This is a genomic window from Micromonospora sp. WMMA1923 (genome assembly GCF_049179195.1).
Lineage (GTDB): Bacteria > Actinomycetota > Actinomycetes > Mycobacteriales > Micromonosporaceae > Micromonospora > Micromonospora yangpuensis.
In genome coordinates this window covers 6,045,184-6,063,168 of the sequence record NZ_JBMHLZ010000001.1, presented here as the reverse complement: position 1 = coordinate 6,063,168, position 17,985 = coordinate 6,045,184, and the positions used below count along the sequence as shown (strand labels likewise).

Here is a 17,985-nt window from a genome sequence, read left to right as displayed (position 1 = left end):
TGCCGATCGCCACGCTGGACGGGGTGCCGACGCTGAGCCGGAAAGCGGATCCCGACCCGACCGTGGAGATCGGCTTGGCACCCGGCCTCCGGCGGTGGAGGATACGAGGGATGTCAGCGCAGGCGGGGGCCGCCAGCACGGGTGGCCTGGACGAGCACGTACGGCGGGTGCGCCTGCCCGCCGATCGGCGCACCCCCGCCGCCGCCCGTGCCGTGGTCCGTTCCGTGCTGGCCGAGGCGGACCTCGACGAGCTGGTCAACGAGGCGCTGCTGCTGACCACCGAGCTCTCCACGAACGCGGTCGAACACGCCGGCACCGAACTGGACATCGAGGTCGTCGCCGACGAGGTCGGGCTCACCGTCACCGTGTCGGACTTCGCCTCCGGCCCGGTCGACGAGTTGATCGTCGGGGTCCGCAACGACACCGCCGAGATCACCGAGGTCTCCGAGCGGGGCCGGGGGCTGCTCCTGGTCGACCACTTCGCCAGCCGCTGGGGCACCACGTACCTGCCCACCGGCAAGGGCGTCTGGTTCCGGCTGGAACGGCACCGCGACCGCCCCGCCGACCGGGGGCTGCCGACCCGGCGGGACCTGCCGGCCGCCTCGGCGGACAGCGGCGACTCCGGGCAGTCCTCGACCCCGAGCGCGGCCGCCATGAGCGAACTGATGCAGACCACCCCCGACCCGTACGCCGACGACCCGCTGCCGGAGTTCGCCGCCAGCCTGCTGACCCGGCTCGGCGAGATGATCGGCGCCGCCGGCGGGGTGATCCGGCTGGACCGGGGTGACGGTCAGGGCCCCCAGGTGCTCGCCCGGTACGGCCGGCACCCCCGCCCCGGCCACGAACTGCTCCGGGTGCCGCTGGCCGTGCACCGCCCGTACTCCGGTGAGCTGGAGCTGGACGCCGCCCCCAGCGGGTACGCCTGGCCGTTGGCGGGTCTGACCGCCGAACGGCTCTCCCTGCACCTGGAGAACGACCGGCTGCGCCGCGCCGACGTCCGCCGGCAGGCCTGGTTGACCTTCCTCGCCGAGGCCAGTGAGCTGCTCGCCCAGTCCCTCGACGTCGAGCTGACCATGGCGCTCGTCCCGCAGCTCGTGGTGCCGCGCCTCGGGCAGTGGTGCGCGGTGCACACCACCGACGAGTGGGGCCGGTTGCGGCTCGCCGCCGCCAGCCACGCCGACGAGTCGGTGCTGCCACAGTTGCACCAGGTGCTGCGGGAGACCGGACCCGACTCGATCCAGGCCCGGCTGCGCGAGGCCTCCCGGCACGGCTCCCAGGTGCCGTTGGGGCCGCCGACGGAGGGCTTCGCGGTCCCGCTGATCGCCCGGGGCCAGCGCCTGGGCACCCTGGCGGTGGGTCGGCACCAACGGCACCGGCACGACCCCGACGAGGTCGCCGTGTTGGAGGACGTCGCCCGCCGGGCCGCGCTGGCCATCGAGAACGCCCGCATCCACGCCGAACGCCGCCGGGTGGCGCAGACCCTGCAGCAGTCGCTGCTACCGCCGGTGCTGCCGGTGGTCGACGGCATCGGCTTCGCCGCCGAGTACGTCCCCACCGGCGACGACGCCGACGTCGGCGGGGACTTCTACGACGTGCTGCCGCTGCCGGACGGCCGCTGGCTGGTGGTGATCGGCGACGTCTCCGGCAAGGGCGTGCAGGCGGCGGCGGTCACCGGACTGGTCCGGGACGTCATCCGGGTGCTGGTCGGCGACGGCAAGCCGCTGCCGGAGGCGTTGTCCCGGCTCAACGAGACGCTCGTCGACCGGGGCGGCGGGCGGTACTGCACGCTCGCGCTGGCAGCGGTCGGCGCCGGCGAGGGCGACCAACTGGACGTCTCCCTGCACCTGGCCGGGCACGACCGCCCGGTGTTGCTGCACGGCAGCGGCGGTGCCACCTTCGTGGGCACCAGCGGCACCGCGCTCGGCCTGCTCGACTCGATCACCTCGCCGACCGCCGAGATCACGCTCGACCCCGGAGACTCGCTGATCTTCTACACCGACGGGGTCACCGAGCGGCGACGCGGGCGGGAGCTCTACGGCACCGCCCGGCTGCGGGACGCCGCCGCCCCGCTGCGCGGTTACTCCGCCGACGTGGTCGCCGCCCGGCTGCGCGCAGCCGCGATCAACTTCTCGCCGGAGCCGCCCCGCGACGACATCGCCATCCTGGTGCTCCGCAACGACGCGCTCTGACGGTGCCCGGTCCAGCGGCACTCGGGCAGCGGCGCGGCGCGTCCGCCCGGCACGTCCGAGCGACGCGGCACGTCCGAGCGACGCGGCACGTCCGAGCGGCGCGGCACGTCCGGGCGGGCACGACCGGGCCCGCGCGGGGCCGGCGAACGGTGCTCAGAGGCCGCCGGGAAGGCGACCCGGGGCCAGCCGGCGGTGCGGGTCCAGCCGGTCCTTGGCGTCGCGCAGGCCGGGTAGGCCCGGCGGGCCGCCCCAGATGTCGACCGCGTCACGCACCGGTGCCGGCGCGGCGACCACGACGCACCGCCCCTGCCGGGGCTGGAGCACCGCACGGGCGGCGGCGACGATCCGGACCGCACGCTCCACGGTGGCGAGCCGGCCGGTGAGGGCCGCGTGGAGCACGCCGGAGCCGAAGGACCCGCGCACCGACACCGGGCCGCCGGCCGAGTCGCGCAACGCGTACAGGGCGGAGTAGAGGTGCTCCGGGGCGGCCTCGATGCGCAGCGCCACGTCGGCGGGGCCGAACGGGTACCGCCCCCACCAGTCCGGGGCCGACCGGGTCACCGTGGTCTCCGCACCGAGCATCCCGACCAGGCGGGCGGCCTGCTCGTCGACCTCGGGCAGCCCACCCTCCAGCAGCACCGCGACGCTGCCGGCCAGCCCGGAACGACCGGCCACCGAGGGGTGGTCGGGATGGACGAACGCCCGGGGGCCGACGTCGGCGGGCAGGTGCAGCTCGATCGCCGCCGGGTCGAGGTCGGCGTCGAGCACCTCCAACACCAGGGTGCGTGCCTCGGCCGGGTCCCGTACCGGCCGGATCACCCAGCGCCGCCCGGCGGGCACCTCCCGCACCCGCAGCGTCGCCGAGACCAGCAGGCCGAGCCCACCCTGGGAGCCGCAGAGCAGCCGGGCCAGCGCCACTCCAGCGCCCCCGTGGAACCCGCCGGTGGCCGGCAGCTCGACGTCGAACCCGGTGGCCCCGGCCGCCCAGAAGTCGGGGTCGACTCCCGTCGCGGCCAGGTCGGGGTCGGCTCCCGTCACGGTCAGGTCGGGGTTGACGCCCGTCACGGCCAGGTCGGGGTTGACGCCCGTCCCGGTCAGGTCGGGGTTGACTCCCGTCCCGGTCAGGTCGACGCCGTTCCCGGCGGGCAGGTCGGCGGGGTCGAGCCGGACGGTGACCAGCTCTCCCCCGGCGTCGAGGTAGCGCAGCCGGAGCAGCTGGTCCCCGGGGCCACCGTGGCACAGTCGCAGCGGGCCGGACTCGTCGGCCGCGAGCACCCCGCCGATGGTGGCCCCGGGCGAGGGCGGATCCAGCGGCAACCGGTGCCCGCTGCGCCCGAGGGTGGCCTGGATCGCGCGCAGTGGCGTACCCGCGCCGACCTCGACCTCGGTGGGTTCGCCGGCCGGCCGGTCGATGCCGGCCAGCCGGCCGGTGTCGAGCACGATGTCGACCCGGGCCGGGGCCGCACCCCAGTCGATCTTGGTGCCCGCGCCCCGGGGCACCACTGCCAGGTCGTGTTGGGCGGCCAGCCGGAGCACCCGGGCCGCGGCCCGCGCGTCGCCCGGCACCGCCACCCACCGCGCCGGGCACCCCGCCACCTCGTCGGCCGGGCCGGCCAGGCGGGCGAAGGGCGGGCCGCAGATCTCCACCAGCCGGCGGACGATGTCGGAGGCTCCGGGTCGGTCCATCGAGGAACTCGCTGTTGCCGCCATGGCCAGATCGTACAGGTGTACGAAAGCGCACGCAGTCCCGTACCACGTGGGGTCGGGGCTCGGCGCGCGACGCCGAGCGGTGCCGCGCGGGCCGACCCCGACCCGCCCGGCCGGTAACGTGACACCGGTGACCACCGAGACCCCCGTGCCCGTCGCCAAGCGGGTCCCCACCGAGCGCATCCACCACGACGACACCGTCGTCGACGAGTACGCCTGGCTCACCGCCAAGGACGACCCGGACACCATCGCGTACCTGAAGGCCGAGAACGCCTGGACCGAGTCGCGCACCGCGCACCTGGCCGACCTGCGTACCGAACTGTTCGAGGAGATCCGCCAGCGCACCCAGGAGACCGACCTGTCGGTGCCGGCCCGCAAGGGCGCGCACTGGTACTACACCCGCACGGTCGAGGGCCAGCAGTACGGCGTGCAGTGCCGACGCGCGGTCCGCGACGGCGAGACCGAACCGCCGGTCAGCGTGGACGGCGCACCCCTGGACGGCGAGGAGGTGCTGCTCGACGGCAACCTGCTCGCCGAGGGGCACGACTTCTTCTCCCTCGGGGCGTTCGACGTCAGCCCGGACGGGCGCTGGCTGGCGTACTCGACGGACTTCTCCGGTGACGAGCGGTTCACCCTGCGGGTGAAGGACCTCGACACCGGCGAGGTGCTGGCCGACGAGATCCCCGGCACCTTCTACGGCACCGCCTGGTCCGCCGACGCCTCGGTGCTCTTCTACGTCACCGTGGACGACGCGTGGCGGCCCCACCGGGTCTGGCGGCACACCGTCGGCACCCCGGCCGCCGACGACCAGGTGGTGCACCAGGAGGACGACGAGCGGTTCTGGGTGGGCGTCGAGCTGACCCGGTCGGAACGCTTCGTCCTGGTCGACATCCACAGCAAGATCACCAGCGAGGTACGGGTCATCCCGGCGGACAACCCGACCGGCGAACCGGCGGTGATCGCCGAGCGCCGGCAGGGCGTCGAGTACGCCGTCGAGCACCACGGGCACCGCTTCCTGATCCTGCACAACGACGGCGCGGAGGACTTCGCGCTGGCGTACACCTCGGCGGACGCGCCCGGCGACTGGGTGCCGCTGATCGACCACGCCCCCGGCACCCGGCTGGAGGCGGTCGACGCCTTCGACAACCACCTGGTCGTCTCGCTGCGCAGCAACGGCCTGACCGGGCTGCGGGTGCTCCCGGTCGGCACCTCCGACTCGTACGACATCGACTTCCCGGAACCGATCTACAGCGTCGGGCTGGACGCCAACCCGGAGTACCGCACCAACAGCATCCGGCTGCGCTACTCGTCGCTGGTCACCCCCGGTTCGGTGTACGACTTCGACCTGGTCACCCGGGCCCTGGTGCTGCGCCGGCGCAGCCCGGTACGCCCCGGCCCGGACGGGCGCGAGTTCGACCCGGCCGACTACGAGCAGCACCGCGACTGGGCGCTCGCCGACGACGGCACCCGGATCCCGATCTCGCTGGTCCTGCGCGCCGGCACGGCACGCGACGGCTCCGCGCCCTGCGTCATCTACGGCTACGGCTCGTACGAGGCGAGCATGGACCCATGGTTCTCGGTCAGCCGGCTCTCCCTGCTCGACCGGGGGGTCATCTTCGCGGTGGCGCACATCCGCGGCGGTGGCGAACTGGGCCGACGCTGGTACGAAGAAGGCAAGCTGCTGGCCAAGAAGAACACCTTCACCGACTTCGTCGCCTGCGCCCGGCACCTGGTCAAGGCCGGCTGGACGGCCCGGGACCGACTGGTGGCCCGGGGCGGCTCGGCGGGCGGGCTGCTGATGGGCGCGGTGGCCAACCTCGCCCCGGACGCCTTCGCCGGGATCGTCGCCCAGGTGCCGTTCGTGGACGCGCTGAACACCATCCTCGACCCCTCACTGCCGCTGACCGTCACCGAGTGGGAGGAATGGGGCAACCCGCTGGCCGACCCCGAGGTGTACGCGTACATGAAGTCGTACACCCCGTACGAGAACGTGGCCCCGGTCGACTATCCGCCGATCCTCGCCGTGACCAGTCTCAACGACACCCGGGTCTTCTACCACGAGCCGGCGAAGTGGATCGCCCGACTGCGGGCGGTGGCACCGCAGGGCGACTACCTACTCAAAACCGAGATGGGTGCCGGACACGGTGGCCCCAGCGGCCGGTACGACGCCTGGAAGGAAGAGGCCTTCGTCAACGCCTGGACCCTGGACCGCTTCCTTCGGTAAGGAAGGGCCCCCTGTTAACGCTTCCGGTATAGAAAGGTCCCCTTCTCACACCCGCCGCGAGGGCACCCAGGCTGCCTGGGCGCGCACGGCACCGGGACCCCGTCCGGGCATGCCACGCGCCCGGACGGGGTAGGGCCTGCCAGCCGGCCGGGGCGGCTCAGGGGTTCAGCAGGGCAGCCAGCCGGGCCGGGTCGATGTTGCCGCCGGTGACGACGGCGACCGTACGGCCGGGGGGTAGTTCGGCGGCGTGGAAGAGCCGGGCGGCGAGCGCCACCGCGCCGCTCGGCTCGACCACCAGGCGGGCCTCGCGGACCAGCCGGACGGTCGCCGCCATGATCTCCTCCTCACTCACCGTCACCACCCGGTCGAGGCGCTCGGTCAGGTGGGCGAAGGTGAGTTCGGAGAGGTTCGTCCGTAATCCGTCGGCCGCCGTCCGGTAGGTCCGCTCCGGCTCCCAACTCGTCAGTGTTCCGCTGGTAAGCGACTCGTGGGCGTCGGCGGCCAGCGCCGGCTCGACCCCGATGACCGTGGCCGACGGCCGCAGCGCCCGTACCGCCGTGCTCACCCCCGAGGCCAGCCCGCCGCCGCCCACCGAGACCAGCACCACGTCGACGTCGGGCAGGTCGGCGACGATCTCCAGGCCGACGGTGCCCTGGCCGGCGATGATCCGTCGGTCGTCGAAGGGCGGTACCAGCGTGGCGCCGGTCTCGGCGGCGACCCGTTCGGCCTCGGTCTGCCGCTGGGCCGGGGGCACCAGCAGCACCGTGGCGCCGAGGGCACGCATCCGGTCGATCTTCACCGCCGGCGCACCCTCCGGCACCACCACCGTGCACCGGACGCCGGCTGCGCGGGCGGCGTACGCCAGGGCCTGCCCGTGGTTTCCGGAAGAGTGGGTGACCACGCCCCGCTCCCGGCGGTCGGCCGCCAGCCGGGCGAGCGCGTGGGTCGCCCCGCGCAGTTTGAAGGACCCCACCGGTTGCAGGCTCTCCGGCTTGAGCCAGAGCCGGTCGTCCCAGGTCGCCGGAAGCAACGGGGTACGCAGCACGGTCGGGGCGATGTCGGTGGCGGCGGCCCGCACATCGGCCAGCGAGACGAGGTCCATCCGGCCATCTTCGCGCCCCGGCCCGTACCGCGGACGGGGCAGCCCCCGACGACGCGCGATCGCGCCTGCCGAGTTCGGCTCCGCCCTCGGCTGTCGAAAGGGGTTCCCTTCTCTACCGGAAGCGTTAACAGGGGGCCCTTCCTTACACCTCAGGGGGTGCGGAGTTCTTCGGGGGCGGTGCTGGTGCGGAGCAGGAGCAGGCCGAGGCCGGTAACGGCCAGCACCGCGACCAGGGTGCCGGCGGCGAGCCAACCCAACTGCTCCACCGGTACGTCCGGAGCCGACCGGACCAGCTCGCCGACGGTACGGGTGTAGCGCTCCCGGGTCGCCGGATCCGAGCAGAGCTGGGTGCCGGCGTCGCAGACGTAGACGCGGTTGTCCCGGGTCACGTCGCCGAACAGTCCCCGGGCCAGGAAGAACCCGACGGTGAGGGCGAGCAGCACCGCCGGCACTGCGGGGGCCAGCACCTGCCACAGGATCGACCGGCTCAGGGTGGCCCGGGGCACCCCGGTCGCCGCCAGCGAGGCGTACGCCCGGCGGCGTCCGACGACGCCCTCGACCAGGGCGACGAGCATGCCGGCGGCGGCGATCGCCACGGCCACCTGGACCGCCAGGTCGACCAGGTCCATGCTGGCGAGGTAGAACGGGTCGGCGCCTGCGTCGACGCCGACCAGGCGGTTCTCCTCCCGGAGCCTGGCGTCGTCGGCGACGAAGTAGGCCCGCAGCCCGGCGGCACCGCCACCGAAGACCAGCGCGGCCAGCAGTGCGGCGAGGGTACGGCTACCGGCCCACGGGTCGGCGGTCAACCGGCCGGCGGCCAGCAACGCGGCCGGCCCCCGGCCGTACCGGCGCAGCAGCCGGCCCGCGGTGTACGAGAACCAGCCGGCCCCGGTCACCACCCCGGTCATCGCCAGCAGCCCACCGGTCATCAGCAACGTCGGCACCAGCCAGGTCGGCGCCTCGACGCCGGTGCGGGCGTAGACCTCCAGCACGGGTCGGATCGAGGCGAAGGCGAGCAGGCCGACGCCGATCAGGAGCCCCGCCCAGGGTCGGGGTGCCCCCGACCGGGTGGCCCGTCGGGTCACGCCCAGCGGCCCGGTCACCACGGCGCGCAGCAGCAGCACGGTGGCCACCGTGGCGACCAGGGGCAGCCCCAGCACCACGGCGGCCAGCACCCCGGGATGCGGCAGCACGTCGGTGGGCAGGGCCAGCTGCCCCCGCTGGTCGGGCCGGTCGAACACCTCCCGCCCGGCCAGGTACGCCCCGAGCGCGACCAGCGCGCCGAGCAGGCTGGCCACCCCGGTTTCCAGCGCGGCGACCAGGGTCACCTGACCGGGGGTGGCACCGGCCAGCCGTAGCGCGGCCAGCCGACGGTCCCGGGCCGGGGCACCGAGCCGGGCGCACTGCCCGGCCAACGCCAGCACCGGAACGGTGAGCAGGAGCAGGGCGAAGGCCACCCCCGGCCGGAGCCCCGGCTCCCGGAGCAGGCCGCTGGCGTACTGCTCGGAGTGGTTGCTCAGGAAGTTCTCCGGGTCGCTGAACGGCGGGGTGGGGATGGCCAGGACGGTCGCGGCGGCCAACCCGGTGAGAACGGCCAGGGCGGCACTGAGCGCGGTCAGGATCACCCGGGCCGAGTCGGTGCGGGTGCCGGCCAGGGCGAGGCGTACCAGGGTGGCGGGTTTCACCGGCGGCCACCGGGCAGCGCGGCGTCCAGGCCGAGTCCGGTGTGGTCGACCGTGCCGTCGCGCAGGACGATCTCGCGGTCGGCGTACCCGGCGATCCTCGGCTCGTGGGTGACCAGGACGACCGTGGTGCGTTGCTCCCGGGCCAGCCGCACCACCTGGGTGAGCACCTGCTCGCCGCTGAGCGTGTCCAACGCGCCGGTCGGTTCGTCGGCGAAGAGCACCCGGGGCTCGGTGACCAGCGCCCGCGCGGTGGCGCAGCGCTGCTGCTGACCGCCGGACATCTCCCCTGGACGGACGTCGGCGACCTCGGCCACGCCGAGCCGGTCCAGCCAGCTCAGCGCCACCGTCCGCGCCGCTCGCCGCCGCGTGCCGGCGAGCAGCAGCGGAAGGGCGACGTTCTCCGCCGCGGTCAACTCCGCGACGAGCTGGCCGAACTGGAACAACACCCCGAACTCGGTACGCCGCAGCCGGGACCGGGCCGCCTCGGAGGTGTTGTCGATCCGTCGGCCCCGGTAGTGCACCTCGCCGGCGTCCGGTCGCAGGATCCCGGCGAGGCAGTGCAGCAGGGTCGACTTGCCGCAGCCGCTCGGGCCCGTGACGGCGACGATCTCCCCCTCGGCGACGTCGAGGGTGATCCCGCGCAGGGCGGGTGTCGCGCCGTACGCCTTGACCACCGCGCGGGCCTGTAGCTGCGTCACGAGTGCACCTCCCGGTGCCAGTCGACGACCCGGTCCAGCGTGGTCTGCAACCAGCGCAGGTCGGCGTCGAGGTGGGCGATGGCGAAGTCGGCCGCGACGACGTCGTCGAGACTGGCCGTGGCGGCTGTCTTCACCGTGGTCAGCTCGCGGAGCCGCTGGGTGTGCGCCTGCCGCTGGTCGATCAGGTAGGCCCGGGCCCGTTCCACGTCGGCGGCGACCAGGGCGACCACCACCTTGGCGAAGAGGGTGCTGGCGACGTACGGCATCGGCGGCTCGACGGTGGTCAGCCACTGGTCCAGCGCGGCGCGGCCGTCGGCGGTGAGCGCGTACGCCGTCCGGTCCGGCCCGCCGTCGCGGTCCTGCCCGGCGGCCACCACCAGGCCGTCCCGCTGGAGCCGGCCGAGGGTCGCGTAGACCTGCCCGAAGGCCAGCGGACGGGCCCGGGGCAGCCGCTGGTCGTGCGCCCGTTTCAGCTCGTAGCCGTGGCGGGTGCCGGCGGCGAGCAGACCGAGCAGCACGTGTGGAGTGGACACGACCACAACTATTCACTCAGCGAATAGCCACTGTCAAGGGGGCCCGCCCGGCGATTCACCGGGCGGGCCTGATGCACTCGAACGCGTTGCCGGCGGCCGCCCCGCGGCGACGGCCGGCCACCATCACCGGCTGGGCGCTCGACCTGGGCCGGCTGCCGCCGTCGCTGCGAACGGCGGCAGCCGGCCCGGCCGGAGCCGGGCTAGGAGCGACCGCCCCGCCGCGTCGCCCTGGTGTCCGTCCGGTGCAGACGGTGCTGGAACGCGCTCGACGAGGCGTCGGGTTGTGACTGGGACCCGGAGGGTTCGACGGTGCCGGAGCCTCGACGCTCCAGGTCACGCCGCAGGGCTTCCTGACGGGCCTGCTGCCGCCCGTCGATGTGCCCCTCCCAGCTGTTGAGCCCGATGGCGGCGAATCCCGACACCGCAGCCAACGGCTTGAGCTGGGCGTGCACGTTGTAGGCGTTGATCCCCCCGACCCCCAGGTTGCCCAGGTGCAGGGCGGCCCGCTCGTAGTCCCTTTCGCGCGTCGCGTTGATCAATCCCGCGAAGGCGGTGGCCGTGGTCAGCGCCGCGCCGGCGATCTCCGTCGGCTTGTTCTCGACGAGCGCCCCGATGACGCTGATGAAGTTCCCCCCGGTCTCCACCTTCGGCGGAACGTACTCCCACGCCTTCTCCAGCACGCTCTTGAGCTGGTCGTAGTTGTAGAAACCGGCGTTCTGCGCGCTGATCTCCCGCTCCTGGGGGGTGAGCCGTCGACTCGGCGACAGGTCGAGCTCGACGCTGCCCCGCCGGACCGGCCCACCGTCCGAGGTGAGGGCGCTGAGCTCGGTGGCCACCCGGGTCAGCGCTCCCGGGTTGGGGACCTCGTACAGCGCGGACTGGTCCTGCGAGGTCCTGGCGTAGAAGCCGTTGCGCCGCGTCAGCACACCGGGGACCGGCTCCCGGGCCTCGAGCGGGCTCTGCGCTGGCGGGGCATAGGACATCGACGCCACGCCAGCCACCGCCGCGTTCACCGCCGGCCCGCCGAGAGGCTGCCCGGCGGCGGGCCCGACGGGCCCGACCAGCCCGCTGGGGTACGACCCGATCGGTATGTTCGGCATGCTCGCCGTCATGTACTCGTCGTCCGAGCTCTCCGTCGAGGACGCCGGAAACACCTGGGTGTCCGCCCGGCGGGGAGTCGACGGCTCTCCCATCTCCTCGGGCTCTTGGTAATAGGTGGGCATGCAGGCTCCTGACAACCGGCGACCGTGACGGAACAACTACGGAAGGCCAACAGACCCGGTTCACAGAATTTCCTAAATGCTGCAAATCTCTCGATCGGCAGTCACCCCCGGTTTCCCGGGCGATGCGGTCAGCGGCCCCAGGCCGGGTTTCGGCCGGCGAGACCGAGCAGCCGGTCCAGCTCCGGGGCATCCGGGCCGGTCGCCACCTCCGCGCCGAAGACGCCGTACTGCCGGCCCTGCGGCGCCAGCTGCGCGATCAGCGCGACCGACGGGGGCAACGTCTCGGGGGCCGGATCGTAGGGCTGGCCGGTCGCCGCCGCCAGATCCCAACCGTGCACGATCAGATCCATCAGGATCATGCCGCCGACCACCTGCTGGGGCATGCCCATCATCGGCGAGGTGCCCTCCAGCGCGGCCGGATCCGACCAGGCCCGCACCACCCGGTCGGTCTCGACCTCGAACCGCTCCCGCCAGTCCCCGGTCAGGAAGTCCGGCTTCTCCGCCCAGTCGACCGGCTGCCGGACCGCCAGCGCCTGGAAGTTGACCACCACCTCGAAGAGGTGGTTGACCAGGTCACGGACCCGGAACTCGGCACAGGGGGTGGGTAGGTCGAACTGCCCGTCAGCGGTACCCCGGACCACCGCGACCGTCCCCGGCCCGGCAGCGCCCAACAACCGACCGATCTCCGTCGTCATGACGCCCAGCGTAGGTCCCACCGGGCCGTCCCCGCCGCCCCGGACCGACGGCACACCGCGCACGCCACAGGCACGGCGCGCACGCCGCGCACGCCGCGCACGCCGCAGGCACGGCGTTAGGAAGGGGCCCCTTTACATCAGAAAGCGTTAACAGGGGGCCCTTCCTTACACCCTCAGCGGCGGCGGAGGGCTACCACGGCTACGTCGTCGTTGATCTCCGACGGGGCCAGCTCGACCACCAGACGCTCGCAGAAGGCGTCCAGGTCGTCGTCGACCCGGCCGGCGACGGCGGCCAGCGCGGCCAGCCCGTCGTCGATGGTGACGTCCCGCCGCTCGATCAGCCCGTCGGTGTAGAGCACCAGGGTCGCCCCGGCCGGCAGGACGAACTCCAGGTCGTCGGGGCGGCGGGCGCGGACCCCGAGCAGCGGGGCCGGGTGCTCGATGTAGTCGACCTTGCCGTCCAGGCTGAGCAGCGCCGGCAGGTGCCCGGCGCTGGCCAGCCGGACCCGCCCGGTGGGCGGGTGCAGCAGCAGCACGCAGATCGTCGCCAGCTCGGCCGGGAGCAGGGTACGCATCAACTCGTTCACCCGGTGCAGGATCTGCCCCGGCTGGTGCCCCTCCACGGCGTACGCCCGGACGGCGTGCCGCAGCTCGGCCATCACCGTCGCGGCGTGCAGCGAGTGGCCGGCGACGTCGCCGATCGCCATCAGCAGGTGACCGTCGAGCATCACCAGCTCGTAGAAGTCCCCGCCGACCTCGGTCTGGGCGCTGGCCGGCTCGTACCGGACGGCGAGGTCCAGCCCGGCGATCTCCGGGATCCGCCGGGGCAGCAGGCTGCGCTGCAGGGTGACCGCGATCCGGTGCTCCTCGTCGAAGGAGCGTTGCCCCTCGACCGCCGCCGCGACGGCCTGGGCGAGCTGCACCAGCACCGGGGTCCGCGCGGTCTGGGTGTGGGTCGGCACCACCACGTAGAGCGGGGCCCGGTCCTCCCGGAGCCTGGCCGCGGCGACCGTGACGGTGTCCCCGGCCGGCCAGTCGACCAGGCCCCAGTGTTCCGGCTCGTCGATTCGGACGGTGGAGCCGGTGGGCACCCCGGTGTCGTCGACGATCCAGGGCACCACCTCCGCCCCGGCGTCCGGGCCGGCCGACACCCCGGCGATGCAGTCGCCGTCGAAGGTCTCGGCCACCACCGCCGCCGGGCACTTGAAGATCTGCGCCGCGCCGGTCGCCGCCGCCTCCAGCAGGCGGGCGAAGTTCGGTGCCGCGTGCACCGCCACGGTGGTGTCGGCCAGCCCGGTGAGCCGTTCGGCGAGCAGCTCGGCGCGCTGCCGCGCCTGGTAGTAGCGCAGTACCGCGTGCGCGGTCGCGACGAGTTCCTCCGGCTCGATCGGCTCGGCCAGGTACGCGTCCGCGCCCCGGGTCAGCCCCTGCGCCCGGTCCACCACGTCGACCGCGTGTGCCGAGACGTGGATCACCGGGATCGCCGGATGGGCGTCCTTGATCCGCTCACAGACCTCGAAGCCACTCAGGTCGGGCAGGCGTACGTCGAGCACCACCAGGTCGATCGGGTCCGCGTCGACCCGGGCCAGCGCCTCGGCGCCGTTCTCCGCCTCGACCACCCGGAAGCCGGCCCGGGTCAGCCAGCTCACCAGCAGGTACCGCTTGGTCTGGCTGTCGTCGACGACGAGCACTGTCGCGGGGCTGCCGTCCACCGTCAGCCCCCACCGACCGGCAGGGCCACGGTGAAGCTGCTGCCCTGCCCCGGCGTACTGGTCAGCTGCATCGTGCCGCCGAGCAGGGTCACCAACCGCCGGGCGTACGGCAGCCCGAGGCCGGTGCCGCCGACCCGGGTGCTCCCCGGCACCTGGTAGAACTCCTCGAAGACGCGTTCGTGCAGCTCCGGGGCGATGCCGACGCCGGTGTCGGTCACCGTCAGCTGCCACCGGTCGGCCCGCTGCTCAGCCCGCATGCGCACCTCGCCCCGCTCGGTGAACTTCAGCGCGTTGTGCAGGAGGTTACGCAGCACCTGGGCCAGCAGCACCTCGTCCGTTCGGATGACTGCCGGGTGCGGCGGATCCTCGACGACCAGCTCCACCTCGTCCCGGGAGGCCAGCGCCCGCAGGGTGCCGCGCAACTGCCCGAAGAGGAGACGCAGGTCCACCTCGGCCCAGGCCGGCTCGATCCGCCCGGACTCCGCCTTGGCCAGGTCGAGCAGCTCGTTGACCAGGCTGAGCAGGTCGGTCGCGGAGGAGCGGATCAGCTCCACCTGGCGGCTCTGCTCGGTGGTGAGCGGGTCGGAGCCGCCGTCGGTGAGCAGCCGCCCCAACCCGATGATCGCGGTGACCGGGGCCCGCAGTTCGTGCGAGACGTTGGCCAGGAAGCGACTCTTGGACTCACTGGCCGCCCGCAGCTGGGCGGACTTCTCGTCCAGCTCGGCGTAGAGGGCCACCACCCCCTGGTTGGTCGCCTCCAACTCCTCGGTGAGCTGGTTGTAGAGCGCCATCACCCCGTGGTTGGTCTCCTGCAGCTCCGCGTTGAGCACGGCCAGCTCGTCGCGCTGGCTGCGTACCTCGTCGAGGGCGGCGATCAACTGCTGGTTCTGGCTGGCCAGCTCGTCCACGGCACTGCCGGGGGCGACCCGTTCCAGCTCGGCGCGCAGCTCCGCGAGCCGCTGCGGGGTCGGCTCAGGCACATGGGAGGGGGCGCGTCGGGACATCCTCACGACCGTATCCCCCTCGACGCGTACCACGCCCAACGTGTCGACCAGACGTGCCACCGCGCCGGACTGCGGCTGGTAGTCGTCGTCGGGCAACGGGCGCAGCGGCGCGAGGTCGATTCGCAGGCCGAAGCGCCCGTCGACCCGGCCGGTCACGGCGAAGGTGACGTTCGCCCCACCGGTGATGGTCAGCAGGTCCCGGGCCACCTCGCTGAGCGCGGTGGCGACCCGGACCTGGTCCTGGTGCTCCAGGCCGACCGCCGCGGCCACCTCCCGGCCCCGCTGGCGGACCACGAAGATGTCGTGTTCCACCCGCAGGGCCAGCTGCAGCAGCGGCTCGTCCATCCGGCCGGTCACGACCAGGCCCGGGCAACCAGCACGCAGGCGTCGTCGCGCCGGATGCCGGCGTCGCGCAGCAACGTGGTGGCCACCACCAGCGGCGACCGGTCGGCCAGCCCGGGATAGTCGTCCATCGACCAGCGGTCGACCACCCCGTCGCTGTGCATGGTCAGCAGGGCCCCGGCGGCGAACGGGTAGTCGTACTCGCGCACCGTGGGCCGCTGGTGGCCGGCGATCCCGGGCAACGAGACCAGCCCTCGGCGGCGCTCACCCTCGACAGTGATCATGGCGGAGATGTTGCCCAGCCCGGCGTACCGGAGCAGTCCGGCGGCCGGATCGAGTTCGGCGACGGCCAGCGCGGCGCCGCGGGTGTGCGACATCGACCGGTGCAGGTGCTGCACCACCGCGCCGGGCGGTGCGGCCGGCGCGGCCCGGAACGCGGTCAGCGCGGCGTCGCTGGCGGCCGAGGCCAGCGGTCCGTGTCCGAGCCCGTCGCTGACCAGCACCTGGTGCCGGCCCTCGACGACCCGGACGGCGTACCCGTCGCCGCTCACCGACTCGCCGGTCAACGGTCGGGTCAGTCCGGCCGCCCAGCTCGGATCCGGGGCCGCCACCGGCCAGACCTGCACGACGAAGGCGGTGCCCCGGCCGGGGCGCGAGTACCCGTCGGACCAGCTCGCCTGCCGCAGGATCGCGCCGAGGCCGATGCCGAGGGTGCCGGCGGTGGAGTGCCCGTCCTGGGCGGAGTGGGCCAGGTCGGCCATGCCGGGCCCGGAGTCGAGGGCGATCAGCTCCACCCCGGCCTCCCGGGTGCCGCGTACCGGCCGCAGCAGCAACGCGCCCTCGTCGGCGTGCTTGACCAGGTTGCTGGTCAGCTCGGCGGCGACGATGGCCAGGTCGGCGGTGCGCTCGGCACCGAGTTCGAGCTGGCTGCCGAGGCGCTCGGCGGCCCGCCGGACCGCGCTGGCCGCGCTGCTGCTCTCCACCCGGAACCAGATCCCCTGGTCGGGAACCACGTCGGAGGTCAACGGGACCACTTGGTGATGGTGATCCGGGTGCCCCGGCCCACGCCGGTGTCGATCTCGAACTCGTCGACCAGCCGGCGGGCGCCACTGAGCCCCAACCCGAGCCCGCCGCCGGTGGTGTAGCCGTCGGTGAGCGCCAGGTCCAGGTCGGCGATGCCCGGACCGGAGTCGGCGAAGACGATCCGTACGCCGCGCCGCCGGCCGTTGTCCGCGGTCATCACCTCGACGGTGCCGCCGCCGCCGTACACCAGGGTGTTACGGGCCAGCTCACTCGCGGCCGTGACCAGCTTGGTCTGGTCGACCAGGGAGAGCTTGACCTGCACCGCGACGGTACGCACCAACTGGCGGACCCGGACCACGTCCTCGTCGGCGCGGACCGCCTGGGTCTGCGGCTGCCCCAGGTCGACGCCGGTGATCATGCTGTCGCCGTCGTCTCGGCGTCCGGCTCGTCGAAGTCGTAACCGAACTCGTCGGCGCGGGCCGCGGCGACCAGCTCCATGCCCCGCTCGACGTTGAGCGCGGTCCGGATGCCGTTGAGCGAGAGCCCCAGCTCGACCAGGGTGATGGCCACGGCGGGGCGCATCCCGACCACCACCGTCTCGGCGTCGAGCACCTTGGAGATGGAGGCGATGGTGGAGAGCATCCGCCCGACGAAGGAGTCCACGATGTCGAGCGCGGTGATGTCGATGATCACGCCGTGGCAACCGGTGGCGACGATCCGCTCGGCCAGGTCCTCCTGCAGTTGCACGGCGGTCTGGTCGGACATGTCGAGCTGGATGGAGACCAGCAGGATGTCGCCGATCTTCAGGATGGGTACCCGTTCCATCAGGCCTCCCGGCGCGCCTGCGCCTGTCGGCGCGCGTTCTCCACGCCGGTGATCCGCAGGACGTGCCGCAGCGCGTCGGCGAGGCTCGCCTTGGTGGCGATGTCACCGAACTCGATACCGAGGGCGACGATGGTCTGGGCGATCTGCGGCCGGATGCCGGAGATGATGCACTCGGCGCCCATCAGCCGGGCGGCCACCACGGTCTTCAGCACGTGCTGGGCGACCTGGGTGTCCACCGCCGGCACACCGGTGATGTCGATGATCGCGTACGGCGAGCCGGTGTCGACCAGGGTCTGCAGCAGCCGTTCCATGACGACCTGCGCCCGCGCCGAGTCCAGCGTGCCGACCAGCGGCACGGCGACGACGCCCTCCCAGAGCTTGACCACCGGGGTGGAGAGTTCGAGCAGCTGCTCGGCCTGGTCGGCGATCAGGCTCTCCCGGGTCCGGACGTAGCTCTCCACGGTGAAGAGGCCCAGCTGGTCGATCAGGGCGGCGAAGGCGACGTAGTCGCGCAGCGTGCCCGCACCGGCCTCGGCGTCCATCAGCTCCAGCAGGACGTCCTTGAGGGCGAAGATGCTCACCGCGGTCTCGCGGGCCGAGAAGCCCTGCCGGGCCCGTCCCCGGGACAGCTCGGACAGCTCGGCGCGCAGCTCGGCGGCCTGCTCGGCCTCCACGTCGATGATCCCCTGCTCGCCCACGGCGACCAGGCTGCGGTGCAGGTCACCGAGCTGGCGGCGCAGCTCGGCCTGGCTCAGCCGACCGCGCAACGTCACCGCCACGAGCTCGGTCCACCGCTGCGTGATCCGCTCGGCGTGCTCGTTCAACAGACCGGTGAGTCGGCCGTTCTCCTCGGCGGTCAACGCCATGCTTACCTCCTCGACCCGAACCGGCCGGACTCTATCACCGCACCCCGGTCAACTAGTTGCCCCGTGGCAAAGGAATGACCGCTGCCACCGGGTTCGGCTCCCGGTCGGCGTACCCCGGTTCGGTGGGATACCGTTCCCCCGGATAACAGGAGGTACG

General features: G+C 73.4%; 15 protein-coding genes. 2 read left to right on the top strand and 13 right to left on the bottom strand.

The window, feature by feature from the left end; translation table 11 throughout:
• Nucleotides 1-110: 110 nt before the first annotated feature.
• Nucleotides 111-2,189 (top strand): SpoIIE family protein phosphatase, encoded by a 2,079-nt coding sequence (locus tag ACN28G_RS27630; RefSeq protein WP_091433247.1) that lies wholly within the window; start codon nucleotides 111-113, stop codon nucleotides 2,187-2,189.
• 153 nt (nucleotides 2,190-2,342) lie between these two features.
• On the opposite strand, the gene ACN28G_RS27625 is transcribed toward ACN28G_RS27630, so the two are convergent.
• Entirely contained in the window at nucleotides 2,343-3,899 is a 1,557-nt protein-coding gene (locus tag ACN28G_RS27625) for an FAD-binding oxidoreductase (protein ID WP_091445765.1), read from the bottom strand.
• A 127-nt stretch (nucleotides 3,900-4,026) separates the two neighbouring features.
• On the opposite strand from ACN28G_RS27625, the gene ACN28G_RS27620 reads away from it, so the two are divergent.
• Nucleotides 4,027-6,120 carry a S9 family peptidase gene (locus ACN28G_RS27620; protein ID WP_421480677.1) on the top strand — a complete coding sequence of 698 codons (2,094 nt, stop codon included), beginning with the start codon at nucleotides 4,027-4,029 and terminating at the stop codon, nucleotides 6,118-6,120.
• 157 nt (nucleotides 6,121-6,277) lie between these two features.
• Here the strand turns inward: ACN28G_RS27620 and ACN28G_RS27615 are convergent, their stop codons facing one another.
• The 12 genes from ACN28G_RS27615 to ACN28G_RS27560 form a co-directional block, all read right to left on the bottom strand.
• Nucleotides 6,278-7,222, bottom strand: a complete 945-nt coding sequence (locus ACN28G_RS27615) for a threonine ammonia-lyase (RefSeq protein WP_421480676.1) — start codon at nucleotides 7,220-7,222, stop codon at nucleotides 6,278-6,280.
• A gap of 149 nt (nucleotides 7,223-7,371) precedes the next feature.
• Nucleotides 7,372-8,907: an FtsX-like permease family protein gene (locus ACN28G_RS27610; RefSeq protein WP_421480675.1), complete on the bottom strand. Its 1,536-nt coding sequence runs from the start codon at nucleotides 8,905-8,907 to the stop codon at nucleotides 7,372-7,374.
• Complete coding sequence (locus tag ACN28G_RS27605; RefSeq protein WP_091433236.1) at nucleotides 8,904-9,605, bottom strand: ABC transporter ATP-binding protein; 702 nt, start codon at nucleotides 9,603-9,605, stop codon at nucleotides 8,904-8,906. The genes ACN28G_RS27610 and ACN28G_RS27605 overlap by 4 nt, the downstream gene beginning before the upstream one ends.
• Entirely contained in the window at nucleotides 9,602-10,138 is a 537-nt protein-coding gene (locus ACN28G_RS27600) for a PadR family transcriptional regulator (protein ID WP_091445763.1), read from the bottom strand. Before ACN28G_RS27600 ends, ACN28G_RS27605 begins: the two co-directional genes overlap by 4 nt.
• A 200-nt stretch (nucleotides 10,139-10,338) precedes the next feature.
• Entirely contained in the window at nucleotides 10,339-11,361 is a 1,023-nt protein-coding gene (locus tag ACN28G_RS27595; RefSeq protein ID WP_189021551.1) for a hypothetical protein, read from the bottom strand.
• Nucleotides 11,362-11,489: 128 nt separating this feature from the next.
• Entirely contained in the window at nucleotides 11,490-12,056 is a 567-nt protein-coding gene (locus ACN28G_RS27590; protein WP_091433231.1) for a TIGR03086 family metal-binding protein, read from the bottom strand.
• Nucleotides 12,057-12,229: 173 nt separating this feature from the next.
• Nucleotides 12,230-13,768: a SpoIIE family protein phosphatase gene (locus tag ACN28G_RS27585; RefSeq protein ID WP_421480674.1), complete on the bottom strand. Its 1,539-nt coding sequence runs from the start codon at nucleotides 13,766-13,768 to the stop codon at nucleotides 12,230-12,232.
• Nucleotides 13,769-13,770: 2 nt separating this feature from the next.
• On the bottom strand, nucleotides 13,771-15,117 hold the full coding sequence (locus ACN28G_RS27580; RefSeq protein WP_421480673.1) for a sensor histidine kinase: 1,347 nt from the start codon (nucleotides 15,115-15,117) through the stop codon (nucleotides 13,771-13,773).
• A gap of 8 nt (nucleotides 15,118-15,125) precedes the next feature.
• Nucleotides 15,126-16,148 carry a SpoIIE family protein phosphatase gene (locus ACN28G_RS27575; protein WP_421480672.1) on the bottom strand — a complete coding sequence of 341 codons (1,023 nt, stop codon included), beginning with the start codon at nucleotides 16,146-16,148 and terminating at the stop codon, nucleotides 15,126-15,128.
• Nucleotides 16,136-16,555, bottom strand: a complete 420-nt coding sequence (locus ACN28G_RS27570; protein ID WP_091433225.1) for an ATP-binding protein — start codon at nucleotides 16,553-16,555, stop codon at nucleotides 16,136-16,138. The genes ACN28G_RS27575 and ACN28G_RS27570 overlap by 13 nt, the downstream gene beginning before the upstream one ends.
• On the bottom strand, nucleotides 16,552-16,962 hold the full coding sequence (locus ACN28G_RS27565) for an STAS domain-containing protein (RefSeq protein WP_091433220.1): 411 nt from the start codon (nucleotides 16,960-16,962) through the stop codon (nucleotides 16,552-16,554). The genes ACN28G_RS27570 and ACN28G_RS27565 overlap by 4 nt, the downstream gene beginning before the upstream one ends.
• Nucleotides 16,962-17,828, bottom strand: a complete 867-nt coding sequence (locus ACN28G_RS27560) for an STAS domain-containing protein (RefSeq protein WP_091433217.1) — start codon at nucleotides 17,826-17,828, stop codon at nucleotides 16,962-16,964. The genes ACN28G_RS27565 and ACN28G_RS27560 overlap by 1 nt, the downstream gene beginning before the upstream one ends.
• Nucleotides 17,829-17,985 lie beyond the last annotated feature (157 nt).

Excerpts from the sequence above, each read along its gene's own strand:
- ACN28G_RS27565 (WP_091433220.1), bottom strand. The coding sequence starts at position 16,962 with ATGGAACGGGTACCCATCCTGAAGATCGGCGACATCCTGCTGGTCTCC.
- ACN28G_RS27560 (WP_091433217.1), bottom strand. The coding sequence starts at position 17,828 with ATGGCGTTGACCGCCGAGGAGAACGGCCGACTCACCGGTCTGTTGAAC.
- ACN28G_RS27580 (WP_421480673.1), bottom strand. The coding sequence starts at position 15,117 with ATGGACGAGCCGCTGCTGCAGCTGGCCCTGCGGGTGGAACACGACATC.
- ACN28G_RS27615 (WP_421480676.1), bottom strand. The coding sequence starts at position 7,222 with ATGGACCTCGTCTCGCTGGCCGATGTGCGGGCCGCCGCCACCGACATC.
- ACN28G_RS27630 (WP_091433247.1), top strand. The coding sequence starts at position 111 with ATGTCAGCGCAGGCGGGGGCCGCCAGCACGGGTGGCCTGGACGAGCAC.
- ACN28G_RS27595 (WP_189021551.1), bottom strand. The coding sequence starts at position 11,361 with ATGCCCACCTATTACCAAGAGCCCGAGGAGATGGGAGAGCCGTCGACT.
- ACN28G_RS27590 (WP_091433231.1), bottom strand. The coding sequence starts at position 12,056 with ATGACGACGGAGATCGGTCGGTTGTTGGGCGCTGCCGGGCCGGGGACG.
- ACN28G_RS27570 (WP_091433225.1), bottom strand. The coding sequence starts at position 16,555 with ATGATCACCGGCGTCGACCTGGGGCAGCCGCAGACCCAGGCGGTCCGC.
- ACN28G_RS27625 (WP_091445765.1), bottom strand. The coding sequence starts at position 3,899 with ATGGCGGCAACAGCGAGTTCCTCGATGGACCGACCCGGAGCCTCCGAC.